Origin of the sequence: Vreelandella boliviensis LC1, from assembly GCF_000236035.1 — a bacterium.
In the GTDB taxonomy this organism is placed as follows: Bacteria; Pseudomonadota; Gammaproteobacteria; order Pseudomonadales; family Halomonadaceae; genus Vreelandella; species Vreelandella boliviensis.
The window spans coordinates 1,425,610-1,450,924 of the sequence record NZ_JH393257.1; the positions used below are offsets into that span (position 1 = coordinate 1,425,610).

A 25,315-nucleotide genomic window follows, 5' to 3' on the forward strand; every position below is an offset into this window, starting at 1 on the left:
ACCATGACGATGCTGCAGGCAATAACCTTCGATCTCGATGACACGCTGTGGGATAACCACGGGGTGATGGCGCGTACCGAAGAGGGGCATTACCGCTGGCTGCTGGAGGCGCTTGAGGCATGGCGAGCGGCACGCCAGGAAACAGCTCTGGCGTTATCCCACGAAGGTGGCGGGCAAGATTATTTGCAGCGTCGTCAACAGTTGGCCAAAGAAGTGCCCGAACGGCGCGGTGATTTCACCTGGCTGCGTTTGCGCGCCCTGGAGGCCCAGTTAGAAGAAGCAGGTTTGCACCGCAGTGCTGCGTTGATGTGGGCAGCATCGGCGATGAATGAGTTTCACCGCCTGCGCGTGCAGGTTACGCCCCACCCTGAAGCAGCCGGTTTGCTGGCCGCCTTGACGGAGCGCTATCAGTTGGCGGCGATCACTAACGGCAATATTCATCTTCAACGTCAGCCGCTGGCCAGCTACTTTCCGGTCGCCATTGCTGCGGGCGAGTTGCTGGCGCCAAAGCCCGACCCGACGCCGTTTCTCACCGCGCTGTCGCGCTTAAACGTGGCCCCTGAATGCGCCATGCACGTGGGTGACTCTTGGCAGGAGGACGTGCTCCCCGCCCAGCAGTTGGGCATGCATGCGGTATGGATTTCTGAACTGGGGGATCGAGCACTGCCCCCGCGAGTGCATCGAATAGCCCATATTAAAGAGCTGCCCGGCGTGATTGAGAAGTTAGAAAAGAGACAACATCATTCAGGTGGTGTATACAGCCACTGATTGAGTTTCTGTGACAGCGTATCGACGCCGTCGCGCTTGAGTGAAGAGAATAGTTGAACGGAGACGAGATCTTCCCACTCCTTCAACTGCGAGCGTACTTTTTGCAACGCCGCGCTGGCAGGCCCTTTTTTCAGCTTGTCGGCTTTGGTGAGCAAAATATGCACCGGCATGCCGCGCTGGTCGGCATAGTCGAGCATCATTTGGTCGAACTCGGTGAGCGGGTGACGCACGTCCATTAGCAGTACCAAGCCGCGTAGACTAAAACGGTTGCGCAGGTACTCGGCTAGGTGCTTTTGCCACTCTAGTTTGACCGCCTCCGGTACCTTGGCGTAGCCGTAGCCCGGCAGGTCGACCAAACGCCGTGCCTCGTCGTTCATCACGCTGAAGAAGTTGATCAGCTGGGTGCGCCCCGGTGTGCGCGAGGTGCGCGCTAACGCATTTTGTTGCGTTAATGCGTTGATAGCACTGGATTTGCCTGCGTTTGAACGCCCGGCAAAGGCGACTTCAGCGCCGGTATCATCCGGGCATAGGGCCAGGGTGGGGGCGCTGATAAGAAAACTTGCCGTCGGGTAGTTCAGCCGAGGGACTGGGCTATCATTGGGGGTAGTCATGGGGTTGATCCTGAAAAACGAACATAAAAGCGGCCTACTCTGCGTACTACCACCTCATTATTGCCTCACTATCAGGTAACGTAGAACGCATGATAGCGACTCATGATAGAGAATTGAGAGCAGTACCGCGACGAATTACCCCTAAAGCAGGCCAGTACTTGCATTCCCGCCGCTGGGGTGATTCGTTATAATGCAAGCGGATTATATCTGCGACCTGAGGCGCTAGTGTACCATCGCGATACGTTGTTGGTATTGGCGGAGCTAACCCTGGTAACTTGTGAAGCCTGGGAAGCGCCCAGAGTGCGTACCAGTCAAACATAAAACGGCATAGTGGAATAGCAATGAGAAAGTTACTGGCAAGCCTAGCAATTACCATGGGCGCCGTTGGCATCGCCCACGCTCAAACAGACTACCAAGCTGATGCAGACGCATCCGCTGGCCAGGAAATGGCCCAAACCTGCGCCGCCTGTCATGGGCAGCAGGGTATTAGCCCATCGGGCGCTTTCCCTAACCTAGCGGGTCAGCAGATGTCTTATCTGGCTAAACAGATTATGGATATCCGCGACGGCAACCGTGTGGTTGCCCAAATGGCCGGTCAGGTGGATAACTACTCCGATCAAGACGCCTGGGATGTCGCGGCACACTTCGCGCGCCAGGATGCCAATCTGGGGCAAACCAGCGACGAAGACGCTGAACTACTGGCACGCGGTGAAGAACTTTACCGCGCTGGCGATATGTCGAAAGGCATCCCCGCCTGTGCTGCCTGCCACACACCAACGGGGGCTGGGATCGGTAGCGCCGTTTATCCAGGCCTTTCTGGTCAGCACGCTGAGTACACGGTCTCAACGCTGCAGGATTTCGCGGCAGGTGATCGTAACAATAGTCCCAACAATATCATGGGCGACATCGCTTCAAAAATGAGCGACAACGATATGGAAGCAGTGGCTAATTATTTGTTGGGTTTGAACTAACGTTTTCAACAAGATCGTTTCAAACTGGAAATAAGCAGCCTAAACACTTCCTTATGCCGTTTGCGGGCCCTCACTTGGCAACGTTCTTGGCAACGTTTGCTAGCTGAGGGAACCCGCTAATGTATCTACGGTCTCACTTCTCGCTTACCCATGGAGAGACTTTTAAGATGTCTAAAACGCAAGCGATGTTAAAAACGCTAATGGTCGCACTGGCCGGTTTGGGGCTTTCAGCGGTAGTGAGTGCCCAGGAAGTGGTTGAAGGCCAGCACTATGAGCTGTTTGAGTCTCCCGTAGAGACCCACGCTGATGAAGGGAAAATAGCCGTTACCGAAGTGTTTTGGTTTGGCTGCCCTCACTGCTACCGCCTGCAAACACCGGTCAACGAGTGGTACGAGACATTGGACGACGACGTTAGCGTAGAGCATATGCCTGCCACGATGGGCGGTGATTGGAACACCCACGCTACAGCGTTCTATGCAGCTGAATCGCTGGGCATCGAAGATGAGCTACACGCCGACTTCTTTAATGCCATCCATCAGGAAAATCAGTCGCTCACAGAGCCCGATGAAATTGCTGCGTTTTTCGCCAACTATGGCGTTAGTGAAGAAGAGGCCAAACAAGCGCTGACCGACTTTAGTGTCCGCAGCGAAGTGAATGAAGCCAACAACCGCATGCGTGAAATGAAGTTGATGGGTGTACCTGCATTGGTGATTGATGGTCGTTTTCTGGTAACGCCAAGTTCAGCTGGCAGCCTGGAAAACATGCCGAAAATCGCTGAAGCGTTGGTCGAGCAGGTGCGTGCTGAGCGCGCGGAATAACCGTGTTACGTGAAGCGAGAGAGCGTGATGATACAGCGATAATCGGCCCACGCTCGACGCTGTTTGAAGATGGGCACTTGCGTTTGCTGACCTTTAATTTGCAGGTGGGCATCCAGACTTCGGCGTATCATCACTATCTCACACGCAGCTGGCAGCACCTGCTGCCGCACCCGCGTCGCCAAAAGCGGCTGGATGTGATGGGTGAAGTGCTGAGCAAGTTTGACGTTGTGGGGCTCCAAGAGGTCGATGGCGGCAGTTTTCGCTCAAGCCGCGTCAACCAAGTGGAGTATCTCGCTGCCAAAGCGGGGTTTCCCCACCATGTTCAGCAGCTCAACCGGAATCTGGGCCGCATCGCTCAGCACAGTAACGGTTTACTCTCGCGTTTGGTGCCTAGCCAAATAGAAGAGCACCGTTTGCCAGGCGCGATGCCTGGTCGCGGAGCCATCCACGCACGCTTTGGTGAAGGGCCGGATGCGCTGCATATATTTGTTGCCCACCTGGCGCTAAGCCATCGTGGCCGGGTGCGTCAGCTCAACTATTTAAGCGAGATTATCCAGCCTCTGCGCCACGTGGTGGTAATGGGGGATCTCAACTGCACCCCTGACCAGTTGCATGCTCATGAGCGTTTTAGTGCGTCGCTACCGCTGCACCCGGTTAAACCCTTACTCAGTTACCCCTCCTGGCAGCCCCGCCATGCGCTGGATCATATCCTGTTGTCGCAATCGTTAGAGGCCGCAGAAGTGCGGGTATTAGATAACCTGTTCTCTGACCACCTACCGATCGCTGTCGATCTACCCTTGCCCGAAGCTTGCTTAGCGGCAATTCGCCCAAGCGTTTAATAATAAGCACGCTGTGCAGCGTGTGGGCGCTGCATTGTCCGCGTATATGCGCTATTGTCTGGGGCGCTGACACCCCTTAGCCGTTTTACGCGAGACACTCCCATGTCGGACACAACACAACTACCTGCATTTATTGGTGCGCTGGACCGCGCTTCAGAGTGGTTCGGACGTACCCTTGCGTGGCTGATCATCATTATGATGTTGATTCAGTTCGCGATTGTACTGCTTCGTTATGCCTTCAGTGTGAACAGCATTTTTATGCAAGAGCTAGTGATGTATATGCACGCCAGTGTCTTTATGCTTGCGGCCGCCTATACGTTTCGCCACGACGGCCACGTGCGGGTTGATATTTTCTATCGAGGCATGACCCCGCGCCGCCAAGCGTTAATCAATGTCGTGGGCATTATTACGCTACTGATTCCGGTGATGATCTTTATCATTGCTTCTAGCCTAGGCTACGTCGCTAATTCCTGGCGTATCCTGGAAAGCTCCCCTGATTACGGCGGTATTCCGGCCGTGTATGCACTGAAAACCTTAATACCGCTGTTTGCCGTGCTGATGATCGTACAAGGCGTGATTGAGATTGTGCGCAATGGCTACGTGATGGCCGGGCGGATAGTACCGTCTGCTGCTGGTGGCAATCATCTTGAGGAGCGTGTTTGATGCTGGAATTCATGCCGATTATTTTATTTGCCGTTATATGCATTGTGTTGATGTTCGGCTTTCCCGTAGCACTCTCGCTGGCAGGCACGGCGCTGCTGTTTGCCGGTATGGGGCTGGGTCTGGAAGCGATAGGTATCGACGCCAACTTTGATAGTGGCTATCTCGCCGCATTGCCCAATCGGCTCTACGGCATTATGACCAACCAAACACTGTTAGCGGTGCCACTATTTGTGTTGATGGGCGTGTTGCTGGAAAAATCCAAAGTGGCTGAGACACTGTTAGATGCCATGGCCCTGCTGTTTGGCGCCATGCGCGGTGGTTTGGGTATTTCGGTGACGCTGGTGGGTATGTTGATGGCTGCCTCTACCGGTATTGTGGGGGCTACGGTGGTCACTATGGGGCTGATGTCGCTACCCACCATGCTAAAGCGTGGCTATAGCACGTCACTGGCGACCGGCACTATCTGTGCTACCGGCACGCTGGGGCAGATTATTCCGCCTTCCATTGCCCTGGTACTGCTTGGTGATGTGCTGTCATCGGCGTATCAGCAAGCGCAGTTGGATATGGGAATTTTTAGCCCTAAAACAGTCTCTGTTGGCGACCTGTTTATGGGCGCGCTTGTGCCTGGGTTATTGCTGGTCGTGATGTATATGATTTACGTGGCCCTGGTGGCGTGGTTGCGCCCGCACATGGCGCCTGCTGCCGACCGCGAAGAGTTAATGGCTGAGCTTGGCCATACCTCGGGAATTGGCATGCTGCTGCTCAAAGGACTGGTGCCCCCCGTGGTGCTGATTGTGGCGGTATTAGGCTCGATTCTAAGCGGTTTTGCCACGCCCACAGAGGCCTCTGCGGTAGGCGCCTTTGGTGCTCTGGTGTTGGCACTGGCTTATCGTCAGCTCGATTGGGCGACTCTGAAAGACGTGCTGCGCTCGACCACTCATGTCACCACCATGGTGTTTATGATCCTGATTGGTGCAGCGCTGTTTTCGCTGGTCTTTCGTGCCTACGGCGGTGAACACATGGTGACCGAGCTGTTCGAGGGTATGCCCGGCGGCGTGTTGGGCGCCACGATCATCGTCATGCTGGTTATCTTCCTGCTCGGCTTTATTCTCGACTTTATCGAAATCACCTTTGTGGTGGTGCCGATCGTCGGGCCGATTCTGCTCGCCATGGGGCTTGACCCGATTTGGCTGGGCATCATGATCGCGATAAACCTGCAAACGTCATTCTTAACGCCACCGTTTGGCTTCGCGCTGTTCTACCTGCGCGGTGTGGCGCCGCCGTCTGTGTCTACGTCGGCTATTTACCGCGGCGTTATCCCGTTTATCCTGATGCAACTGGGTATGTTGCTCATGTTGAGTTTCTTCCCGCAGCTAGCAACATGGCTTCCCGGTCAGTTTTAGTAAATGTGCGATTAGTTGATGCATGGTTAGTTGAAAAACAATGCAGCTATCAACGGATATATGTGGCAACCTAATTAAAAAAGCAGTAAATAGCCATGAATGGCCTGTAGCAAAACGCCTAGTGTTCTACGCTAGGCGGGGTATTCCCTATTCAATAATAGTAATAATAGAAAGTAAGAGGGTTATTGTATGAAAGCCAAAACACTCCCAGTCGCCATTGCCATGACGACCGCACTTTCCGCCAGTTTGCTGGTGGTCTCTAGCTTTGATAATCACGCCCAGGCACAAGAAGATGAGTTCCGGTGGAAAATGGTCACCTCCTGGCCGAAAAATTTCCCAGGTGTTGGTCAAGGCCCCGAGCGCCTATCGCAACTGGTCGACGAAATGTCTGATGGTCGTCTGACCATTGAAGTCTTCGGTGCTGGTCAGTTGGTGCCGGGGTTTGAGGTGTTTGACGCCGTTGCCGACGGCACCGCTGAACTAGGCCACTCCGCCTCCTACTATTGGAAGGGCAAGGCCCCTGCTGCACAGTTCTTCGCCGCCGTGCCGTTTGGTATGAACGCCCAAGAAATGAACGCATGGCTGAGCTATGGCGGCGGTATGGAGCTGTGGAACGAGCTTTACGATGATTTCGGCGTCGACGTGATGGTGGCTGGTGCCTCAGGCGTTCAGATGGGCGGCTGGTACAACAAAGAGATTAACTCGGTTGACGACCTAAACGGTCTGAAAATGCGGATGCCTGGCTTAGGTGGCGAAGTAATGAGCCGCATGGGCGTGGCGATTGTGAACATGCCGGGTGGGGAAATCTTTACCTCGCTGCAGTCGGGTGCGATTGACGCAACAGAGTGGATTGGTCCTTACAATGACCTGGCATTTGGCCTGCATCAAGCCGCCGACTATTACTACTATCCAGGCTGGCACGAGCCGACAGTAATGTTCGAGGCGATCGTTAACGAAGAGGCTTTCGCGGAGCTGCCAGCGGATCTGCAGGCGATCCTGCGAACCGCTATTAGTGACATTAATCAAAGCGTACTGGATGAGTACACCGCGCGTAACAACGATGCGCTGGAAACCCTGGTCAACGAGCATGAAGTCGAGTTACGTCGAATTCCTGACGACGTACTGGCCCAGGCGCGTGAGCATTCGGCTGATGTGGTTGCAGAGTTGGCGGAATCGAGCGAATTAGCCACGCGTATCTATGACTCTTATCAAGCGTTCCAGGAAAAAGTTGTGGATTACCACGCCATCTCCGAGCAGGCGTACTACAACGCCCGCAACCCGGAAGGTGACACCGCTCAATAGTTTGCCGTGTTCAACGTACACGAACGCAATGGCCGCCTGCGGGCGGCTTTTGTGTGGCTGGCAGGTACGTTTTCGGCAGCATAAGGCGCGCAGCTTGGGTATCCTAGTGGGTATCTTAAAAGCAGACGCACAGTGGCGTTTGTTGCCGATTTTGCCGTGAAGGAGCCCCATGTCTACCCATTCCCGTCTTCGCAATGTGCTTACTATCGCCGGCTCCGACCCCTCGGGGGGCGCGGGGCTGCAAGGTGATCTGAAAACCTTTTCAGCCCTCGGCGTTTACGGCACCAACGTGATTACCGCGGTGATTGCCCAAAACACCTGCGGCGTGGCCTCGGTGCATCCCGTCTCTCCCCAGGCCATTCGCGAGCAGTTGGAACATCTGCTGGATGATGTGGCGATAGAGGCGGTTAAAATTGGCATGGTGGCCAGCCGCGAGGTCGCCGAGGTGATCGCCGATGTGCTGCGTCAGCGCCGCCCACGCTGGATTGTGCTCGACCCAGTAATGGTCGCTAAGAGCGGCGATATCTTGGTCGACGATGAAGGCATTCGCGCCGTGCGCGATATTCTCGTGCCTCTGGCCGATGTGATCACCCCTAATTTGCCGGAAGCTGCAGTATTGCTCGACACGCCGTCACCTACTAGTTTAGATGCCATGGAAGCGATGCTGCCGGGGTTAACGCAATTGGGCGCGCCCTATGTGGTGTTGAAAGGCGGCCATCTGCGTGGGGCAACCTGCCCGGATCTGCTAGCAACTCCCAATGGCCATGAGTGGTTACCCGCTTCGCGCATCGATACCGATAATTTGCACGGTACCGGCTGGGCGCTCTCCTCGGCGATTGCCGCCTGCCTAGCGAAGCTACCAGAGGATGCCGACGTGGATGCCCCGGTAGGCGCCATCAGCGATGCCAAGCAGTGGTTGCATGCGGCCTTAGAGGCGAGCGTGCGCTTAAGTGTGGGAAAAGGACGTGGGCCGGTGCACCATTTTCACGCTTGGTGGTGATGTTGTCTTCTGCCCAGTGGCATTTGGGCAACAGATAGCTTGCGAGAATGGGCATTACAAACCATGCTAAGAAGTGTTTGCTTAACGGCTTGTAAGGCTGAGTTGCTCAGCCGAGGAGCTTTTTGCCATGCCTCGCACTATCCTGTTTGCCACTGATCTTTCCGCAGACAATCGTGCCGCTTTTGCGCGGGCGTTACGTTTGGCCTATGCCCAGGGTGTTCAACTAGACGTTCTGCACGTGTTGGATCCTTATCTCCCGCGGCGTGTGCTACTTGATGTTGAGAGCGCTGTGGTGGAAGACATCACCACCATGTTGACGGATCTACGCGAAGACTACGCCCTTGAGGCGCCGAAAACGTTGATCCAAACCGTGACCGGCTCGCCTCATGTTGAAATCGTCCGCGAGGCCCATGAGCGCAACGCCGAGTTGATTGTGCTGGGCATGCATCGCAAGCGCGGGCAAAAAGACCTGCTGGCGGGTACCACCACAATGCGCGTGCTGCGCAGCGCGCCATGCCCTGTCGTTGTCTCTTCTCACCAGCCGACCCAGCCCTGGCAGCATATCCTGGTGCCTATCGATTTTTCGCTGACGGCGCGACATACCTTGAAAGAGGCGCTAATCCGCTTTCCTGAAGCCACGCTTACCCTGCTGCATGCCTGGACACTGCCCGGCGAACGCGAGTTGGGTTCGCAAGCCTATTACGCCCACTGGCGTGAACATGAAGTGCAGCGCCTGCGCGAACAGTTGAGCAACGAAGTCGATAGTCTGATGCGCGAGTTAGAGGGAGTGCCCGATGTTGAGTTGGTGCTAGAACAAGGCACGCCCTGCGATGTGCTGCAGGCGTATATGAAGCGCCACTCCCCCGATCTCGTGATGATCGGCAGTCGTGGGCAGCCCCACCACACCAGCCAACTAACCGAGATGCTGCTGTGTGAACCGCACTGCGATCTAATGCTCTGCCGCGCTTGGTAAGCGGGCACTATTTATTCAACAGGGTACGGGTAATTCAATAGTGTACGGGCAGTAATGGATGTTGTACGGAACCTTTATTTGGCGCAATGGTATGTATAGTTATGCTGCCAGGAGGAGGTTCTATGCCCACATGCTTATTAGGCGCTAGGCGCGCCGTACAAATATTATTGCTGTTAAGCGGCCTATTGCTAATGCCTTGGGCGATGGCCAGCAGTGTGACTGAGAAAGGCGAAGCGTTTGAGCGCACGGTAGAGGAGCACGGCCAGCGCTATAGTCTTATCGGTAGCGGTGTGTTTCGTTACATGATTTGGACTGCCTACGCGGGCGCCTATTATCAAGCGGCAGGTAAAACGCAGCCGCAGCCGTTGGATGACCTGCCACGGCGCCTGGAACTTGCCTATTTTCACGCCATCGACGCCCCGGACTTCGCCGAAGCCACCACAGAAAGCCTTAAGAAGAGCCTCACTGCTTATGAGTATTCGCAGCTAGAAGCAGATATTAACGCTTTTAATCGAAGCTATCAGGACGTCGAGCCGCAAGATCGTTATGTGCTGAGTTGGGACGGTGATGCTTTGCGCCTGGCGCTCAATGGCGAAACGCTATTTGAGGGCGGTAACGCAGAATTGGCCAGCGCCATGTTTGGTATATGGCTGGGCGAGCGGCCTCTGAATGACGACTTCCGCGATGCGCTGCTAGGGAAAAACTAACAAGCGGTCGTTATAATGGCCGTTTGTCAGTTCGGAGAAGCTTTGTGAAGGCACTCATTCAGCGCGTTAAGCGCGCCAGCGTGGAAGTAGATGGTGATATCGTCGCAAGTATCGACCACGGGCTGCTGGCGCTGGTAGGGGTGGAGAAGCACGATGACGTGGCCAGCGTTGAAAGGCTGCTGCACAAACTCCTCCACTACCGGGTATTCAGCGACGCCGACGGCAAGATGAATCACAACCTGCAGCAGGTGAACGGTGGCTTGCTGCTCGTCTCCCAGTTCACCCTGGCGGCGGATACCCGTAAAGGGCTACGGCCCAGCTTCTCCAGCGCTGCTCCTCCAGCCCAGGGTGAAGAGATGTTTAACTTGCTGGTTGCACAAGCTCGCACTGCCTGGCCGCATGTCGCCACCGGTGAATTTGGCGCCGATATGCAGGTAGCGCTAATCAACGATGGCCCGGTAACGTTTTTGCTCGAAAGTTAGCCCGGTTCTCGAGGACTAGCTTTCCGCCCCTTCGCTGGCGAGCAGCTCTGCTTCCATTGTCTCCAACGCCTCCTCGGCGCTCAGCCACTGCCGTTCTGACTCATCCAAGCGTGCTTTAATCTCCGCTTGCTGACTAAGCGTCTTGGTCAGTTCGGCTTTGCGAGCGCTGTCTGTATAAAGCTCTGGGTCTGCCAGCGCTTGCTCTACCTTATCAAGCTCCTGCTGGGCCTTTTCCATGGCTTTTTCCGCCTGGTCACGCTGCTTTTTCAGCGGGCGCAACTTCTCGCGCAGCTCGGCGGCCGCTTTGCGTGACGCTTTGCGCGCTTCACGGCTGTCGCCGCTGGGTTGCTGGTTCTGACGCTCGGCTTTTTCACCGCGGGAATCCCGGCGACTCTCTTCCAGGCGCGCTTTGAGCCAAACCCGGTAGTCTTCCAAATTGCCATCGAAGGGCTCGACGCGGTTATCCGCCACCTTCCAAAATTCATCGACTGTGGCGCGCAGCAGGTGACGGTCGTGGGAGACCAGAATAACCGTGCCTTCGAAGCTTGCCAGCGCTTGGGTCAGCGCCTCGCGCATCTCTAAATCCAGGTGGTTGGTGGGCTCATCGAGCAGTAGCAGGTTGGGTTTCTGCCAGGCGACAAGTGCCAGCGCCAGGCGGGCTTTCTCGCCCCCAGAGTAGTTGGCAACTTTGCCGAAGGCATCATCGCCCTTAAAACCAAAGCCGCCCAAAAAGTTGCGGATATCCTGATCGCTGGCGGTGGGCGAGAGGCGCTGGACATGTACAAAGGGCGTCGATGAAACGTCCAGACTCTCAAGCTGGTGTTGAGCGAAGTAGCCAATCGCCAAATGCTCGCCGGGCACGCGCTTGCCATTAAGCAGCTCCAGCTCCCCGGTTAGCGACTTAATTAGCGTCGATTTACCCGCTCCATTGGGGCCGAGCAGGCCTATGCGGCTACCGGGCAGCAAGGTAACATTGACCTTGTCCAACTGGACATTGTCGTCACTTCCGTCGCCCTTTTCACCTCGATAACCAAGCTGCGCCTGATCCAGCACCAGCAGTGGGTGTGAGGTTTTATCGGCGGCAGGCAGTGTGAAATGAAAGGGCGAATCCACATGGGCGACAGCGATATCCTCCATGCGCTCGAGCATCTTGACCCGACTTTGCGCCTGCTTTGCCTTGGTTGCCTGGGCTCTAAAACGGGCGATAAAGCGCTCGATCTCCTCCCGGCGTGCCTGCTGCTTGGCGGCTTCAGCTTGCTGTAGGGCAAGCTTTTCGGCGCGGGTACGCTCAAATTGGGAGTAATTGCCGCGGTATAGCTCCAGCGTTTGGTGATGCATATGCACGATGTGGTCGCATACGGCGTCCAAAAAATCGCGGTCATGGGAAATCAGTAGCAGCGTGCCAGGGTAGCGGGTAAGCCACTGCTCCAGCCACAGTAGGGCATCCAGATCCAGGTGGTTGGTAGGCTCATCCAGCAGCAGTAGATCAGACGGCATAAACAGCGTTCGGGCGAGGTTGACCCGCATCCGCCAGCCACCAGAAAACGCGGAAAGTGGGCGGGCGAGATCAGTCTGGACGAAGCCCAACCCCACCAGCAACTGCGCCGCACGTGACTCTGCTCGGTAGCCATCCAGTGTCTCGATTAAACCGTGCAGTTCGGCTTCCCGGTGGGCTTCACCGGCTTCCCGGGCCGCCAGTAAGTCAGCTTCTGCTTGGCGTAGCGCCAAGTCGCCATCAAGTACATACTCGATAATCGGACGGTCGAGGGCGTCAACTTCCTGGGCCATATGTGCGATGCGCTGGCCGCCGCTCATCTCGATATCGCCCTGGTCGGGGGCAAGCTCACCGAGGAGGAGTTTGAATAGGCTCGATTTACCGGCGCCGTTTGCCCCGATAATCCCGGCTTTTACCCCGTTATGAAGGGTAACATCCGCGTTGTCGAGTAGCGTTTGCGTGCCGCGTTGCAGGGCGACTTGGCGCAGTGCGATCATGCCTTCTCCCGAAGAAAGTGGGTCATTTGATGCGAAACTCTATTGCACTTGATTCTACCCGATTGCAGCGCCTACAGCAGACACCGTTATGGGATTTTGCGTTGGCGCTCTACGCCCGGCCGGGTGTTGAGGCGGCTTGCTTGACGCTTCAAGAGGATGCCGGGCTGGATATTTGCGAGGCGCTGTTTCATTGCTGGCTCTACTCATGCGGCCTGGAAGCTATGCCAGCAGCGGTCGCTAGTCAGCGTGAGCAGCGACGCCTTTGGCAGTGCCATGTAACGGAGGTATTGCGCGGGTTACGTCGCGATTTAAAAGCCTCTGCGTCGGAAAGCGAGTCCGTAGCAGCTCTGCGCGAGACGATTAAGCAGGCGGAGTTGATGGCTGAGCGTGAGAACCTTCAACGTTGGCAAGCGTGGGTTTGGGAGTCGACAAGCGCTGAGCAACGTGTGGTAAATGTTATCGAAATGTCCCCAAATGCGGCCAAATGGTTACGAAAGCAGCTTTTTTATACTCAGAGCGATCATCAGTCGAGAGCTATGACTAACAGCCAATCGGTGGTGCTTAAAGCGCTACAAACGCTTACTTGCCAGCTTGACCCTCACTAAGGAGCGCGCTAGCCTGAAATTAAGTTGTTTTTGAAATACTTGGTTTTAAAGACCCTGGTTTCAAAGATCCCGGTGTTTCCAAAAGCATGGTTCTTGCGCACTTCTAAAGCGCTTACCACTACAAGAGGATGATCGCATGAAGGCAAGTAAACCCGTTTCTACTCGTTCTGTAACCAGCAAGCTAATGACCACGGCAAGTGTGGGTGCACTGCTGTTTGGTCTCAGCGCCGCTGCGCAAGCCGATAACTGGCGCTACGCCCACGAAGAGTATGAAGGCGACGTTCAAGACGTTTTTGCCTACGCTTTTAAAGAGTATATCGAAGATAATTCAGACCATACCGTACAAGTTTACCGCTTTGGTGAGCTGGGCGAGTCTGACGACATTATGGAGCAGACCCAGAACGGCATTCTACAGTTCGTAAACCAGTCGCCTGGCTTTACCGGCGCACTGATCCCTGAAGCACAAATCTTCTTCATTCCTTACCTGCTACCGACTGACGAAGAGACGGTACTGACGTTCTTCGACGAAAGTAAGGCTATCAACGAGATGTTTCCAGCGCTTTACGCCGAGCAAGGCTTAGAGCTGCTGAAAATGTATCCAGAAGGCGAAATGGTCATTACCACCAATGAGCCGTTCGCTACACCGGATGAGCTAAATAATAAAAAAATCCGCACCATGACTAACCCGCTACTGACAGAGACATATGACGCCTTTGGCGCTACGCCGACGCCGTTGCCGTGGGGTGAAGTCTATGGTGGTTTGCAGACTGGCATCATTGACGGTCAAGAGAATCCGATTTTCTGGATCGAGTCCGGTGGCTTGTATGAGGTGTCTCCGCACCTGACATTTACCGGCCACGGCTGGTTCACTACGGCGATGATGGCCAACCAGGACTTCTACGAAGGCCTATCTGAAGAAGATCAAACGCTTGTGAACGAAGCCTCTGAAGCTGCGTATGACCACACGATTGAACATATCAAAGGCTTGGCTGAAGAGTCGCTAGAAAAAATTCAGGCAGCGTCTGATAAAGTGACCGTGACACGTCTCGACGAAGAGCAAATTCAAGCCTTCCGTGAGCGTGCCCCGCAGGTTGAAGAACGCTTCCTGGAAATGACGGGTGAAGGTGGCGCAGAGCTCCTTGAGCAGTTTAAAGCTGACCTTGAAGCCGTAAGCAACGAGTAATCACCCTTTACGCCACACTGGCGCACGAGTGATTATCAAGGGGCAGCAAAGGCTGCCCCTTTTTGTTTTGCGGTGCTAAGGCGTAGGTCATTCGGGGTCGGTTTTAACAACGTAACCGCTGGGTTACGTACATCTAGCGTTGAATCACCTGCGGCGCCATGCCGTTACGCTAGAGTTAACTCCTCGCCAGTGGCACGAAGTAGGTGTGGACTAGATAGGTCTGGAATAACGCTGTGTTTATTGTGCCGACGGCACTTAACTGATGCCGTTAGAGCCGTTCAAAAGGAGTCCGGCCATGACCGATGATGAGATGGAAAAGAGTTACCGCTCCGGTTTGCCGGGGGCACTAGGCGTGATCGACACTGTAATTAGCAAAATAGAAGCCGTGATTCTCGCGATGGGTGTTTTGCTAATGGCGCTGAATACGGTCACCAACGTGGTCGCTCGTTTTGCATTTGGCAACAGCATCATGTTTTCCGGTGAGTTAAACCGCATTTTGATCATCATGATTACCTTTGCGGGAATCGGCTATGCCGCGCGCCATGGTCGCCATATACGCATGTCGGCTATTTATGATGCGTTGCCGGTAGGCGGGCGCAAAGTGCTGATGATTTTTATTGCGCTGTTTACCTCGCTGGTGATGTTTTTCCTCCTCTACTATTCAGTTGTTTATATCGTTGATCTGCATAGCAAAGGTCGCGTTTTGCCCTCCCTGGGCTTACCGGTGTGGATCATTTACCTATGGGTGCCGATGGGCTTTTTAATCACCGGTATTCAATACTTGCTGACCGCCGTTAAAAACGTCACATCCCACGATGTCTATCTTTCGACGGGCGTGGTGGATGGTTATAAAGACACCGAAACAGAAGTCTAACGCGGGGCACTGCACCCTAGGGGAACAGCTATGACGACAATAATGGTCACCACCATGATTGCCCTGCTGCTGCTGGGCTTTCCAATGATGATTCCGCTGATTACCGCCGCGGTAGTTGGCTTCTATATGATGTTTAACGGCTTCGGCCAAATGGATACGCTGATCCAGCAGATGATGGCGGGTATACGCCCGGCTTCGCTCATCGCTGTGCCCATGTTTATCCTAGCCGCCGATATCATGACCCGCGGACAGTCCGCTAACCGACTGATCGATATGGTCATGGCGTTTATCGGTCATATTAAAGGCGGCTTGGCGGTGAGCACGGCGGCTTCGTGCACACTGTTTGGTGCTGTATCAGGTTCTACCCAGGCGACCGTGGTCGCCGTTGGTTCGCCGCTGCGTCCGAAAATGCTTAAAGCGGGCTACTCGGACTCTTTCACGCTGGCGCTGATCATCAATGCCAGCGATATTGCGTTTTTGATTCCGCCCAGTATCGGCATGATTATTTACGGGGTTATATCAGGTACATCGATTGGTGAACTGTTCATTGCCGGGATTGGGCCGGGGTTAATGATCCTGTGTATGTTCTCGATTTACTGCATTATCTACGCCATCGTTAAAGACGTGCCCACGGAAGCAAAATCGAGCTGGAAAGAGCGTGCTGTAGCGGTTCAACAGGCACTTTGGCCGCTTGGCTTTCCGGTAATTATTGTCGGTGGTATTTACGGCGGTATCTTTAGCCCGACTGAAGCCGCTGCGGCCTGTGTGCTGTATGCCATTCTGCTCGAGTTTGTGGTCTTCCGCTCGCTCAAAATGAACGACATTTATGCCATCGCCAAATCTACTGGTTTGATTACTGCCGTGGTATTTATCCTGGTCGCGGTGGGTAATGGCTTCTCGTGGATCATTTCGTTTGCCCAGATCCCACAAATGATCCTGGAGGCGGTGGGGGTCAATGATGCAGGCCCCACGGGCGTATTGATTGCCATCTGTATCTCCTTCTTTGTTGCCTGTATGTTTGTCGACCCGATCGTGGTCATTCTGGTGCTAACACCCATTTTCGCGCCTGCTATTGCGGCGACCGGCCTGGATCCTGTACTGGTGGGTATCTTGATCACGCTTCAGGTGGCCATTGGGTCGGCAACGCCGCCCTTCGGCTGCGATATTTTTACGGCGATTGCGATTTTCAAACGCCCCTATTGGGATGTGATCAAAGGTACCCCGCCGTTTATTTTCATGCTGATTTTAGCCGCCGCTCTACTGATCATGTTCCCGCAAATTGCGCTGTTTCTGCGCGATGTTGCTTTCCGCTAAACAGCCACAAGGAATACGCGAATGTTTAATCGCATTTTAGTCCCGGTGGATGGTTCTAAAGGCGCCTTAAGGGCGCTGGAAAAAGCGGTGGGCTTGCATATGCTGACCGGCGCTGAGCTTTATCTGCTGTGCGTGTTTAAACACCATAGTTTGCTGGAAGCCTCGCTCTCTATGGTGCGTCCTAACCAGCTGGATATTCCTGACGATGCGTTAAAAGAGTACGCCACCGAGATCGCTGTGCATGCGAAATCCCATGCTATTGAACTGGGTGCGGATGGTGCCCGCGTGCGCGCCTTTGTAAAGGGCGGGCGGCCCTCGCGCATTATTGTGCGCTTTGCCCGTAAGCGGGAGTGTGACCTGATTGTGATTGGCGCCCAGGGCACCAATGGCGAGAAGAACCCGTTGTTGGGAAGCGTTTCTCAGCGTGTGGCGGGTGCAGCACACTGCCCCACGCTGGTCGTCTAAATCCGCTAAACCTCTCTCTCATTTTGTGGTCTTACTAACACCCACCACCCCCAAGATGCAGCTCGGGGCGGTGGGTGTTAGTCTTTGCGTGATACTGATTGGCGTTCGGCGCCGCTATATACAAGATAAAAGGATCTTTCATGAAACAACTGCTCTCTACCACGGCTCTGACAGGTTTGCTTTTGGTCGCCCCTTTTGCCGCGGCAGCGCCTGAAACTGATGAACAGCGCTTGGCTTATAGCCTGGGTGTCACCCTGGGTGAAAGCATGCAGGCAGACATCGAAGACCTAGATCTCGATGCATTCACAGACGGTATGCGCGATGTGTTTGAAGGCAACGATGTGGCACTCAGTGAAGAAGAGATGACCGAAGCGTTGATGGCGTTCCAGGAGCAGTCCATGCAAGCGCGGCAAGCGGAAGCCGAAGAGATAGCGCAGAATAATCTCGAAGCAGGCGAAGCTTTCCTGGTCGAGAACGCTGAGCGCGAGGAAGTGACCGTGACTGACTCTGGCCTTCAATATGAAGTGCTTGAATCCGGCGATGGCGCCAAGCCTGGTCCTGAAGATACCGTCGAAGTGAACTATGAAGGCATGCTGTTAGACGGTACTGTCTTCGATAGCTCTTTTGATCGCGGTGAATCCGTCAGCTTTCAAACCAACCAAGTGATTGAAGGTTGGCAGGAAGCGCTACAAATGATGAGCGTCGGCGATAGCTGGATGCTTTACATCCCAGCGGATATTGCTTATGGCGAGAATGGTCAAGGTCCGATCGGGCCTAATGAAGTGCTAACGTTCCGCGTTGAACTGTTAGGCGTCGAATAAGCGATGACTACAACCCCCTCTTCCAGCCTGCATTCTCTGGCTCAAGCACTGGTTTGCTTAGGTCTGTGCACACCGCTACTAGCACAAGCCGAGACGGCCAGTGAGCCCGACGATTTACCCGCCTTGAGCGCTGCGAGGGAGCAGGCCAGCGTGGTGGGGGTGTCGTCGGGCGGCTATATGGCGACCCAGCTGGCGGTGGCCTGGCCCGAGCGGTTTAGCGGCCTGGGCGTACTGGCGGCGGGGCCTTGGAGCTGTGCGCAGGGCTCGCTGAGTTTAGCGCTTAACCAATGCATGATGACCCGCCGCGGCGCGCCTTCATTAGATGAGCTGGAGTCTCGCCACCAGCGCTATCTTGAGCTCGAACAGGTAGGTAGCGCTGAGGCGCTTAGCCAACTCAGGGCCTATTTGTGGCACGGGGAAGAGGATGAAGTGGTTGAGCCACTGCTCGGTGACCTGCTTGCTGAGCAGTGGCAACAGTGGCTTGCTTCGTCTGACCAGCTACGCGTTGCACGCAGTGAAAATGCTGGGCACGGCTGGCCGGTTCGCTTGCCGAGTGAAGCCCCCCCTGGGCCTCAGGAGTGGGGGGATTGTCGTCAGGGTGGCGGTAGCTTTCTATTAGCCTGCGATGACGATATTGCCGGACAAATGATGGATTGGCTCTACCCAGAACGAGAAGCCTCTGACGCTGACGAGCCTAGTGGTGCTGGTGAGCAAAGTGGCGAATTATTTGCGTTTGATCAGTCAGAATTTGCGGTAAAAGGCCTAGCCGACACGGGCTATGTGTTTATACCCGAAGGCTGCGAAGCGGGCGAGTGCCCGGTTACGCTGGCGTTGCATGGCTGCCAAATGAACGCAAAGGCCATTGGCGATACGTTCATACGCCACACCGGGTTAAATACCTGGGCGGCAGCGCATCAGCAAATCGTGCTCTATCCCCAGGCGGAAAACAGCATGGCGAACCCGCAGGGGTGCTGGGACTGGTGGGGTTTTGCAGAAAGTACCTGGCAGCTAAGCCCACAGCACGATACCCGTAATGGCACCCAAATTGGCGCATTAATGGCCATGTTAGATCGTTTACAAGCCGTGCCTGAACAAGCCGATTAAGAAACTCCGATTAATCGCCAAGCTCATGTTCTAATGCTGATACTAAGCCGTGAGGCGTGGGTGAGTAGAGTACTCGCTGAAGAATATCTCCCTCGCGGTTGACCAAAAAAAGCGAGGCGCTGTGATCAATGGTGTACGCCATTGCTGAATCCGGTGCTTCGACTTTTCGCCATATTACGCCATAGCGTGAGGCGACATCCTCAAGCTGTTCCTGACTGCCCACCGCGCCGATAAACTCCTCGCCGAAAAAGCCCATGTACTCCTGCATACGCGCGATGGTGTCGCGTTCGGGGTCAACGGTGATCATCACCGGCACCACGCGCTCGCGCTGTTCCTCAGAGAGCTGGGCCAGGGCTTGGCGCTTTACCGACTGGGTCATCGGGCAAATATCGGGGCAGTAGGTATAGCCAAACGAAACAATCGCGACTTGATCGTCGTCCAGCTGGGTCAACGAAAAATCACCCTGGGTAGAGGGTAGTTCAACCGGGCCACCCACGGGTTCCCCATTTTGGGGAGCGAAAGCATACTGATAGAGACCTATGCCGCTGGCCACCAGCAAGACTGCGACCACCCCCGCGCCTAACCATAACGATTTCCTTGCCATATGCGTTAACTCCGAATCACATCAAAATCGAACCAACTGCCCACTTTGCCTTCTGCGGTTTCCAGTATGACACGCGCTCGCCAGGGCATAACGCTTTGAGTACAAATCCCCACTTGGCCTTGGCCTTGAAAATGGCCGGGTGCACCCGCGCTAAGGGCAAAGCGATGTAATCCCAAATCCATGTCCCGGCCAATAAAATCAACCTCGACCTGGGACGCGGTAACACCATCGACTTCTACTTCCAGGGGTAATATTTCCAATGCGTCAATCCGCCCGTCGGACATAATATGAAGCGTTATGCGGCCCAACTCACCCAAGGTGGCGGAGCAGGGTTCTGCATGCAGGTTGCAGCTTGAAGTGGGCGGAAACCATGTCACATCACTGTCGCGGTGGAGCCAGTGTGAAAAGGCATACCACGCGCAGGCCGCTAGCGCCAAGCCAGTGACCAGTATCAGTACCCTTAAGACGGGGAAGCCCGCCGGGTGTGCAGGTTTTGATATCATCTTCATGGCAGAATAATCGCTACGCAAGCCGTGGGGGCGGGGTGTTATGGCCATGGTAACAGTAATCGCGCCGATATCGCTGTGCTGGGATGTCGCAGGCAAAAGGGATGTAAATGGAGAGTATCACTGGCGCTTTAGGCCCACTATTTCTGTTGATCTTACTAGGCACCGTGCTTGGCTATTTGCGTTGGCCTAGCGACACCTTTTGGCCGCAGATAGAGCGGCTGATCTACTTTGTACTGTTTCCCTCCATGCTGGTGGGAACCTTGGCCACTGCGGATGTAAGCCAAGTACCCGTGGGCCGTTTAGCGCTGGTATTGCTGGGCGCGATGGCGCTGTTTGGCTTGCTGCTCTGGCGTTTACGCGGCTGGCTACAGCTAACGCCTGCGGCGTTTACATCGGTATTTCAAGGCGCGGTTCGTTTTAATAGCTATGTGGGTGTTGCTGGCGCTGCCGCTCTCCACGGTAGCCTGGGAGCGACAACGGCGGCGGTCGCCTTAGCACTGATGGTGCCAGTGGTGAACGTGATGTGCGTGGCAAGCTTTGTCGCCGCTGGCACACTGGGTGGTGCTAGCGTAGGTAAAAGTGCCATGGCGCTGATTAAAAATCCGCTGATTTTAGCCTGCCTGGCGGGTATCGCCCTGAACCTTTCGGGCGTTGGTTTGCCAGGCTGGAGTCAAGATACAGTTGAGCTGCTGGGGCGAGCGGCGTTGCCATTGGGCTTGGTGGCCGTCGGCGTGGCGCTGCGTCCGGCGGCGCTGCTGCGCCTTGATCGCGGCGTACTGGCCACCAATAGCGTTAAACTGTTGCTGATGCCTGCGCTGGTATTGACACTAACCTGGATACTGCAGCTGGATCCGGTAAGCCGCGATGTGGCGCTGCTGTTTGCCGCCCTCCCTACGGCTACCTCTGCGTATATCCTCGCCCGCCAACTGGGCGGCGATGCCGAGTTGATGGCCGCGATCATTACCGGGCAAACCTTACTAGCCATGCTTACCCTGCCGTTTTGGCTGCAACTGGTTAGCTGACGGGGAGGTGAGCAGAACTAAATAAAAAATATTCGTATTTGTGTTGACGAGGTAAATGAGAACTATTACAGTGTGATTGTCAGCGTTTAATGAGACGCTGGCAACCACGACAGAAACCGCCAGTTTCCTGTCATGGTTTCTCCCTCTCATTGCTAGTCACGGTCTTTTTGCCGCTCCATTGGAGCGGCTTTCTTTTTGTATGCGTGCCAATTTTTTATTCATCTTCTGTGGGAGCGATTGTGATCTTCGCCGTCGACAAGTGGTAATAAAAAATATTCGTATTTGTATTGACGGGGTAAATGAGAACTATTACATTGTGGTTGTCAGCGTTTAATGAGACGTTGGCAACCACGACAGCTGTTGATTTAAGAATCAGCGCCAGTTTCCTGTCATGGTTTCTCCCTCTCATTGCTAGTCACGGTCTTTTGCCGCTCCATTGGAGCGGCTTTCTTTTTTCTACCCTTTATCATTAACCAGTCTCTGCCGCGTGTGAAAAGGGCTGCTTGTGTCACTCCCGTCGCCTATGCTGTTCTTATCGGACTATCTTTACGTTGCATTGGGAGGCTAGAGATATGCGCATCGCTGTATTTAGCGCTAAACCCTACGATCACACTTTTATCACTCGCGCCAACGCAGCAGAGCGTCATTCGTTGAGCTTTCTAGAGGCGCGCCTGACGGTCGACACCGCCCCTTTGGCCAACGGTTTTGACGCGGTTTGCGCCTTCGTTAATGACTGCCTTGATGCCGCCGTGTTAGAGCAGTTGCATAACGGTGGCACAAGGTTAGTGGCGCTGCGTTCAGCGGGCTTCAACCACGTTGATTTGATTGCCGCCGAACGGTTAAGCATCACGGTGGTTCGGGTACCTGCCTATTCGCCTCATGCTGTGGCGGAGCATGCAGTGGCCTTAGTGCTAAGCCTTAATCGCATGACCTATCGCGCCTACAACCGGGTGCGGGAGGGCAATTTTTCCCTGGATGGCCTGCTGGGCTTTGACCTGCACGGCAAAACGGTAGGCATTATTGGCACCGGGCATATCGGGCTGATTTTTGCCGATATTATGCACGGCTTTGGTTGCCGGATCGTGGCCAGCGACCCATTTCCAAATCCGCAGGCAAAGCCGTTTGTGGAATATGTGCCGTTGGAGACGTTGTATACCCAAGCGGATATTATCTCGCTTCACTGCCCGCTAACGCCAGTCACCGACCACTTGATCGATGCCGATGCCATCGCGCAAATGAAGGAAGGCGTTATGCTGATCAATACCGGCCGTGGAAGGGTGGTCGATACCCAAGCTGTCATAGCAGGCCTGAAAAGTGGCAAAATCGGCCGCTTAGGGTTGGATGTCTATGAAGAGGAGGAGCAGCTTTTCTTCGAAGACTTGTCTCATGGGGTGATCGACGATGATCAGTTTATGCGCCTGACAACCTTTCACAACGTGCTGATCACTGGTCATCAGGCTTTCTTCACCGCCGAAGCACTGACCAATATTGCCGAGACCACGCTGGCGAATATCGACGCTTTTGAAAGCGGCAACGGCACCATGCACCGAGTGTGTGCCACATAACCCATCTCCATCCATGTGGGCGTTAGCGTTTCATCCAAGTGTTTAACTCATCGAAGAACGCTAGGCACTGACTGAGCTGTTCAATTTCAATAAACTCATCGGGCTTATGGGCTTGGCGAATAGAGCCGGGCCCAACAATCACCGAGGGTATGCCGCCATCGATCTCGAACACGCCGCCTTCTGAACCGTAAGAGACCTTGCCGCCGCGCTCGGGAAGAATGGGCTCAAGCTGCTTAAACATCTCGCTGTCGGTAGCGTCCCCCATGGCGGGGTAGGCAAATAACTGTTGCCACTCAATGGCGGAATCGGCTGATTGGCGCTGCATTTCGGGCAGCAAGGTGGCTTCTATGTCGCTGATCAGCGCTTGAATATCCGTGGCGGCTGCTTCCTGATCAATACTGCGTAGCTCAAAGATAAAGCTGCAAGTGTCGGGAGTAACGTTGGTCGCTACACCGCCTTCTATTATGGTGGTTAGCGTTGTGGCGTGGGGAACGGTAAAGTCTTGGTCGAAGGGTCCATCTTGCTCATATCGTCGTGATCGTTCGGCGATCATGGTGATGATACGCGAGGCATACTCTACTGCATTGACGTGTTGAGGGGAAAACGATGAGTGACCACCTTCACCGCGCACCGTCACTCGCATTGCGATCTTGCCTTTCTGGCCGTTGATCAGCTTCATCTCGCTGGGTTCGCCGATAATCGCCAGAGCCGGTGGCACCTTGAGTTCTGCTAAGTAGCGTGCGATGGCGGGGGCTCCCAGGCAGCCCACCTCTTCATCGTGAGAGAAGCAGAAATAGAAAGGTCGCTGAAGTTCGCCGCTGGCAAACGCCGGTGCAGCGGCCATGACACAGGCTGCAAAGCCTTTCATATCGCAGGTGCCTCGCCCAAACAAGCGACTGCCGCGCTGCTCCATTTTGAAAGGGTCGCTTTGCCAGTTCTTCGGATTGGCGGGTACGACGTCAGTATGGCCAGAGAGAACAATGCCAGGCACATTGGCCGGGCCCAGGCGGGCGACCAAATTGGCTTTTTCTCCGCTCTCATCCGGTAGTATGGTTACATCCGCGCCAAGTCCGGCGAAGAAACTCTCCATGTGATGAATAAGCTCAAGATTGGAATACGCACTTGTTGTGTCGTAAGCGATCAGGACGGCGAGGTGTGATACCGCCGCTTCTAACTGCGGATGAGCGTTCGGCGTAGCACTAGCTTGCATAGCGTTAAATCCTTGGCAATAAGGGAATCTTTGGCTCAGGCCTTGGCTTTCTTGAGTTGCTGACGAATCGTCACGACCACCACAAATATCGCTAGCGAAGCGAATAGCCAGGTGATAGGCGACGAGACCAGAATGCTTGGATCACCACGCGAGAGCGCAAGGGCACGACGCAGGTTCTCTTCCAGCATCGGGCCAAGAATGAAGGCGATTAAAAAGGGTGCGGCGGGTATGGCGAACAGGAACATGAAAAAGCCAAATATGCCCATCGCCAGCAGTACGATGACGTCATACATACTGTTGGAGATCGAAAAAATACCGAATACGCACAGCGCTAGCACGATCGGCGCCATCAACCCCGGTGGAATCCGCGAAATATGCGAGAAAAAGCGCATCGTTGCTTTGCCAGCACCAAATAGCAAAACAGACGAGAACAGCATGCCAATAAACAGCATGTAAACCTCATTAAGGTTGTTCTCAAATAGCATCGGGCCTGGGGTCATGCCGTGAATCATAAAGGCGCCCAGCATCACGCCCGTGATCACATCGCCCGGCACGCCCAGCGCTAACAGTGGGATCATGGTGGAGCCACAGCAGCCATTGTTAGCGGACTCGGATGCTGCGATCCCCTCTAGCTCGCCCTTACCAAAGTTTTCGCGGTTCTTTGAGCTACGTTGTGCTTCTCCGTAGGAGGAGAAAGCTGCTGCCGAGGGGCCAATGCCGGGAATGGCCCCCATCACTACACCAATCATGCTGCCTTTAAGCATTGCCTTTAACGACCGGCGCAGCTCATCTCGCGTTACGTGGTTATCGCCCAACTGCATGGGTTTATGGCTTTGGTTGTTACGAAAGACAATAATCTTAAGCAGTTCAGGTATCGCAAACAGACCGATGAGCACGGGCGCAACCGCAAGGCCGCTTTGCATATCCATGGTTAAGTCAAAGCGGAACGAGCCGTACATATCTTCGCCCACGGTGGCTAACAGTAGCCCTAAACACGCCGACACAAGCCCAAGCAGCAGTGAACGACCAGACACCCCAGCCACGGTGGTGAGCGCGAAAATCATCAACATAAAGTATTCGGGTGGGCCAATACGCAGCGCGAGTAGCGCCAGTGGTGCGGCAATAAAAATCAGCGACAGGTTGGAAATAAAATCCCCGGTACAGGACGAATAGAGCGCCATGTTGAGGGCTTTTCCTGCCTTGCCCTGCTGGGCCAGTGGGTAGCCATCAAGGGTGGTACAGGCGGCCGACGCGGTCCCCGGGGTCTTAATCAAAATCGCCGAGACCGAGCCGCCGTAGGTTGAGCCTTTGTAAAGTGCGACGAGTAATAAAATACTCGGGATCGGCTGCATATAAAAAGTAAACGGCAGCGCCAGCGTCACCGCCATAGTGCCGGTCATGCCGGGAATGGCGCCGATAATCACGCCGCCCCAGATACCGGCGGCCATGATCAGAAAATTCTCAAGGGTGGCAACCGCCTGGAAGGCGACCAACAGGTCGTTGAGCATAG

Annotated in this window: 26 protein-coding genes; 20 read left to right on the top strand and 6 right to left on the bottom strand. The window is 54.8% G+C overall.

All coding sequences use genetic code 11. The features are described from left to right. Positions 1-3: 3 nt before the first annotated feature. A complete protein-coding gene (locus KUC_RS06320) occupies positions 4-768 on the top strand; it encodes an HAD family hydrolase (RefSeq protein ID WP_007112313.1) in 765 nt (254 codons plus the stop codon). Here KUC_RS06320 and yihA read toward each other — a convergent pair. Beyond that, positions 741-1,379, bottom strand: coding sequence for a ribosome biogenesis GTP-binding protein YihA/YsxC (yihA, locus tag KUC_RS06325; protein WP_007112314.1), 639 nt, complete (start codon positions 1,377-1,379; stop codon positions 741-743). The genes KUC_RS06320 and yihA overlap by 28 nt on opposite strands. Positions 1,380-1,720: 341 nt before the next feature. On the opposite strand from yihA, the gene KUC_RS06330 reads away from it, so the two are divergent. The 10 genes from KUC_RS06330 (at position 1,721) to dtd (ending at position 10,537) form a co-directional block, all read left to right on the top strand. Then, the gene (locus KUC_RS06330; protein ID WP_007112315.1) at positions 1,721-2,350 is read left to right on the top strand and encodes a c-type cytochrome; all 630 of its coding nucleotides are present in this window, start codon (positions 1,721-1,723) and stop codon (positions 2,348-2,350) included. A 185-nt stretch (positions 2,351-2,535) separates the two neighbouring features. Beyond that, positions 2,536-3,168 (top strand): thiol:disulfide interchange protein DsbA/DsbL, encoded by a 633-nt coding sequence (locus KUC_RS06335; protein ID WP_040480323.1) that lies wholly within the window; start codon positions 2,536-2,538, stop codon positions 3,166-3,168. A gap of 2 nt (positions 3,169-3,170) precedes the next feature. Further along, a complete protein-coding gene (locus KUC_RS06340) occupies positions 3,171-4,007 on the top strand; it encodes an endonuclease/exonuclease/phosphatase family protein (RefSeq protein WP_007112317.1) in 837 nt (278 codons plus the stop codon). A 102-nt stretch (positions 4,008-4,109) separates the two neighbouring features. Beyond that, positions 4,110-4,670 (top strand): TRAP transporter small permease subunit, encoded by a 561-nt coding sequence (locus KUC_RS06345; RefSeq protein WP_007112318.1) that lies wholly within the window; start codon positions 4,110-4,112, stop codon positions 4,668-4,670. After that, the gene (locus tag KUC_RS06350; protein ID WP_007112319.1) at positions 4,670-6,073 is read left to right on the top strand and encodes a TRAP transporter large permease; all 1,404 of its coding nucleotides are present in this window, start codon (positions 4,670-4,672) and stop codon (positions 6,071-6,073) included. The genes KUC_RS06345 and KUC_RS06350 overlap by 1 nt, the downstream gene beginning before the upstream one ends. Before the next feature lie 189 nt (positions 6,074-6,262). Then, positions 6,263-7,375: a TRAP transporter substrate-binding protein gene (locus KUC_RS06355; protein WP_007112320.1), complete on the top strand. Its 1,113-nt coding sequence runs from the start codon at positions 6,263-6,265 to the stop codon at positions 7,373-7,375. Between the two features lie 169 nt (positions 7,376-7,544). Beyond that, positions 7,545-8,375 (top strand): bifunctional hydroxymethylpyrimidine kinase/phosphomethylpyrimidine kinase, encoded by an 831-nt coding sequence (thiD, locus tag KUC_RS06360; protein ID WP_007112322.1) that lies wholly within the window; start codon positions 7,545-7,547, stop codon positions 8,373-8,375. Between the two features lie 127 nt (positions 8,376-8,502). Further along, positions 8,503-9,348, top strand: coding sequence for a universal stress protein (locus KUC_RS06365; protein ID WP_007112323.1), 846 nt, complete (start codon positions 8,503-8,505; stop codon positions 9,346-9,348). A gap of 122 nt (positions 9,349-9,470) precedes the next feature. Then, positions 9,471-10,055, top strand: a complete 585-nt coding sequence (locus KUC_RS06370; protein WP_007112324.1) for a chalcone isomerase family protein — start codon at positions 9,471-9,473, stop codon at positions 10,053-10,055. A gap of 44 nt (positions 10,056-10,099) precedes the next feature. Beyond that, the gene (gene dtd, locus KUC_RS06375) at positions 10,100-10,537 is read left to right on the top strand and encodes a D-aminoacyl-tRNA deacylase (protein WP_007112325.1); all 438 of its coding nucleotides are present in this window, start codon (positions 10,100-10,102) and stop codon (positions 10,535-10,537) included. Positions 10,538-10,552: 15 nt separating this feature from the next. Here dtd and KUC_RS06380 read toward each other — a convergent pair whose 3' ends face one another. After that, a complete protein-coding gene (locus tag KUC_RS06380; RefSeq protein ID WP_007112326.1) occupies positions 10,553-12,529 on the bottom strand; it encodes an ATP-binding cassette domain-containing protein in 1,977 nt (658 codons plus the stop codon). A gap of 29 nt (positions 12,530-12,558) precedes the next feature. On the opposite strand from KUC_RS06380, the gene KUC_RS06385 reads away from it, so the two are divergent. The 7 genes from KUC_RS06385 to KUC_RS06415 all read left to right on the top strand — a co-directional run bounded on the left by KUC_RS06385 (position 12,559) and on the right by KUC_RS06415 (position 18,895). Continuing rightward, entirely contained in the window at positions 12,559-13,134 is a 576-nt protein-coding gene (locus tag KUC_RS06385) for a TIGR02444 family protein (protein WP_040479738.1), read from the top strand. Between the two features lie 136 nt (positions 13,135-13,270). After that, positions 13,271-14,317: a TRAP transporter substrate-binding protein gene (locus tag KUC_RS06390; RefSeq protein WP_040479741.1), complete on the top strand. Its 1,047-nt coding sequence runs from the start codon at positions 13,271-13,273 to the stop codon at positions 14,315-14,317. Positions 14,318-14,612: 295 nt separating this feature from the next. Further along, positions 14,613-15,191 carry a TRAP transporter small permease gene (locus KUC_RS06395; protein WP_040479744.1) on the top strand — a complete coding sequence of 193 codons (579 nt, stop codon included), beginning with the start codon at positions 14,613-14,615 and terminating at the stop codon, positions 15,189-15,191. 30 nt (positions 15,192-15,221) lie between these two features. Further along, complete coding sequence (locus KUC_RS06400; protein ID WP_040479747.1) at positions 15,222-16,505, top strand: TRAP transporter large permease; 1,284 nt, start codon at positions 15,222-15,224, stop codon at positions 16,503-16,505. 21 nt (positions 16,506-16,526) lie between these two features. Further along, positions 16,527-16,970 carry a universal stress protein gene (locus KUC_RS06405; protein ID WP_007112331.1) on the top strand — a complete coding sequence of 148 codons (444 nt, stop codon included), beginning with the start codon at positions 16,527-16,529 and terminating at the stop codon, positions 16,968-16,970. Positions 16,971-17,110: 140 nt separating this feature from the next. After that, complete coding sequence (gene bamJ / locus KUC_RS06410) at positions 17,111-17,791, top strand: BamJ family beta-barrel-assembly machinery protein (protein WP_007112332.1); 681 nt, start codon at positions 17,111-17,113, stop codon at positions 17,789-17,791. Positions 17,792-17,794: 3 nt separating this feature from the next. After that, positions 17,795-18,895: an alpha/beta hydrolase family protein gene (locus tag KUC_RS06415; protein ID WP_007112333.1), complete on the top strand. Its 1,101-nt coding sequence runs from the start codon at positions 17,795-17,797 to the stop codon at positions 18,893-18,895. A 10-nt stretch (positions 18,896-18,905) separates the two neighbouring features. On the opposite strand, the gene KUC_RS06420 is transcribed toward KUC_RS06415, so the two are convergent. Continuing rightward, positions 18,906-19,499 carry an SCO family protein gene (locus tag KUC_RS06420; protein WP_007112334.1) on the bottom strand — a complete coding sequence of 198 codons (594 nt, stop codon included), beginning with the start codon at positions 19,497-19,499 and terminating at the stop codon, positions 18,906-18,908. 5 nt (positions 19,500-19,504) lie between these two features. Then, positions 19,505-20,008, bottom strand: coding sequence for a hypothetical protein (locus tag KUC_RS06425; protein WP_040480325.1), 504 nt, complete (start codon positions 20,006-20,008; stop codon positions 19,505-19,507). Positions 20,009-20,115: 107 nt separating this feature from the next. On the opposite strand from KUC_RS06425, the gene KUC_RS06430 reads away from it, so the two are divergent. Further along, on the top strand, positions 20,116-21,030 hold the full coding sequence (locus KUC_RS06430) for an AEC family transporter (protein ID WP_007112336.1): 915 nt from the start codon (positions 20,116-20,118) through the stop codon (positions 21,028-21,030). 572 nt (positions 21,031-21,602) lie between these two features. Then, positions 21,603-22,595 carry a 2-hydroxyacid dehydrogenase gene (locus KUC_RS06440; protein ID WP_007112338.1) on the top strand — a complete coding sequence of 331 codons (993 nt, stop codon included), beginning with the start codon at positions 21,603-21,605 and terminating at the stop codon, positions 22,593-22,595. Between the two features lie 22 nt (positions 22,596-22,617). Here the strand turns inward: KUC_RS06440 and argE are convergent, their stop codons facing one another. Continuing rightward, positions 22,618-23,805 (bottom strand): acetylornithine deacetylase, encoded by a 1,188-nt coding sequence (argE, locus tag KUC_RS06445; protein ID WP_007112339.1) that lies wholly within the window; start codon positions 23,803-23,805, stop codon positions 22,618-22,620. Between the two features lie 35 nt (positions 23,806-23,840). Further along, positions 23,841-25,313, bottom strand: a complete 1,473-nt coding sequence (locus KUC_RS06450; protein ID WP_007112340.1) for a tripartite tricarboxylate transporter permease — start codon at positions 25,311-25,313, stop codon at positions 23,841-23,843. Between the last annotated feature and the right edge of the window lie 2 nt (positions 25,314-25,315).

Bases quoted from the DNA above. Each gene is read 5' to 3' on its own strand.
- bamJ (WP_007112332.1), top strand. From the start codon at position 17,111: ATGAAACAACTGCTCTCTACCACGGCTCTGACAGGTTTGCTTTTGGTC.
- KUC_RS06370 (WP_007112324.1), top strand. From the start codon at position 9,471: ATGCCCACATGCTTATTAGGCGCTAGGCGCGCCGTACAAATATTATTG.
- thiD (WP_007112322.1), top strand. From the start codon at position 7,545: ATGTCTACCCATTCCCGTCTTCGCAATGTGCTTACTATCGCCGGCTCC.
- KUC_RS06425 (WP_040480325.1), bottom strand. From the start codon at position 20,008: ATGAAGATGATATCAAAACCTGCACACCCGGCGGGCTTCCCCGTCTTA.
- KUC_RS06335 (WP_040480323.1), top strand. From the start codon at position 2,536: ATGTTAAAAACGCTAATGGTCGCACTGGCCGGTTTGGGGCTTTCAGCG.
- KUC_RS06420 (WP_007112334.1), bottom strand. From the start codon at position 19,499: ATGGCAAGGAAATCGTTATGGTTAGGCGCGGGGGTGGTCGCAGTCTTG.
- KUC_RS06395 (WP_040479744.1), top strand. From the start codon at position 14,613: ATGACCGATGATGAGATGGAAAAGAGTTACCGCTCCGGTTTGCCGGGG.
- KUC_RS06440 (WP_007112338.1), top strand. From the start codon at position 21,603: ATGCGCATCGCTGTATTTAGCGCTAAACCCTACGATCACACTTTTATC.
- KUC_RS06400 (WP_040479747.1), top strand. From the start codon at position 15,222: ATGACGACAATAATGGTCACCACCATGATTGCCCTGCTGCTGCTGGGC.
- KUC_RS06345 (WP_007112318.1), top strand. From the start codon at position 4,110: ATGTCGGACACAACACAACTACCTGCATTTATTGGTGCGCTGGACCGC.
- KUC_RS06430 (WP_007112336.1), top strand. From the start codon at position 20,116: ATGGAGAGTATCACTGGCGCTTTAGGCCCACTATTTCTGTTGATCTTA.
- KUC_RS06320 (WP_007112313.1), top strand. From the start codon at position 4: ATGACGATGCTGCAGGCAATAACCTTCGATCTCGATGACACGCTGTGG.
- KUC_RS06330 (WP_007112315.1), top strand. From the start codon at position 1,721: ATGAGAAAGTTACTGGCAAGCCTAGCAATTACCATGGGCGCCGTTGGC.
- KUC_RS06415 (WP_007112333.1), top strand. From the start codon at position 17,795: ATGACTACAACCCCCTCTTCCAGCCTGCATTCTCTGGCTCAAGCACTG.
- yihA (WP_007112314.1), bottom strand. From the start codon at position 1,379: ATGACTACCCCCAATGATAGCCCAGTCCCTCGGCTGAACTACCCGACG.
- KUC_RS06405 (WP_007112331.1), top strand. From the start codon at position 16,527: ATGTTTAATCGCATTTTAGTCCCGGTGGATGGTTCTAAAGGCGCCTTA.
- KUC_RS06355 (WP_007112320.1), top strand. From the start codon at position 6,263: ATGAAAGCCAAAACACTCCCAGTCGCCATTGCCATGACGACCGCACTT.
- argE (WP_007112339.1), bottom strand. From the start codon at position 23,805: ATGCAAGCTAGTGCTACGCCGAACGCTCATCCGCAGTTAGAAGCGGCG.
- KUC_RS06450 (WP_007112340.1), bottom strand. From the start codon at position 25,313: ATGCTCAACGACCTGTTGGTCGCCTTCCAGGCGGTTGCCACCCTTGAG.
- KUC_RS06380 (WP_007112326.1), bottom strand. From the start codon at position 12,529: ATGATCGCACTGCGCCAAGTCGCCCTGCAACGCGGCACGCAAACGCTA.
- KUC_RS06365 (WP_007112323.1), top strand. From the start codon at position 8,503: ATGCCTCGCACTATCCTGTTTGCCACTGATCTTTCCGCAGACAATCGT.
- KUC_RS06390 (WP_040479741.1), top strand. From the start codon at position 13,271: ATGAAGGCAAGTAAACCCGTTTCTACTCGTTCTGTAACCAGCAAGCTA.
- KUC_RS06350 (WP_007112319.1), top strand. From the start codon at position 4,670: ATGCTGGAATTCATGCCGATTATTTTATTTGCCGTTATATGCATTGTG.
- KUC_RS06385 (WP_040479738.1), top strand. From the start codon at position 12,559: ATGCGAAACTCTATTGCACTTGATTCTACCCGATTGCAGCGCCTACAG.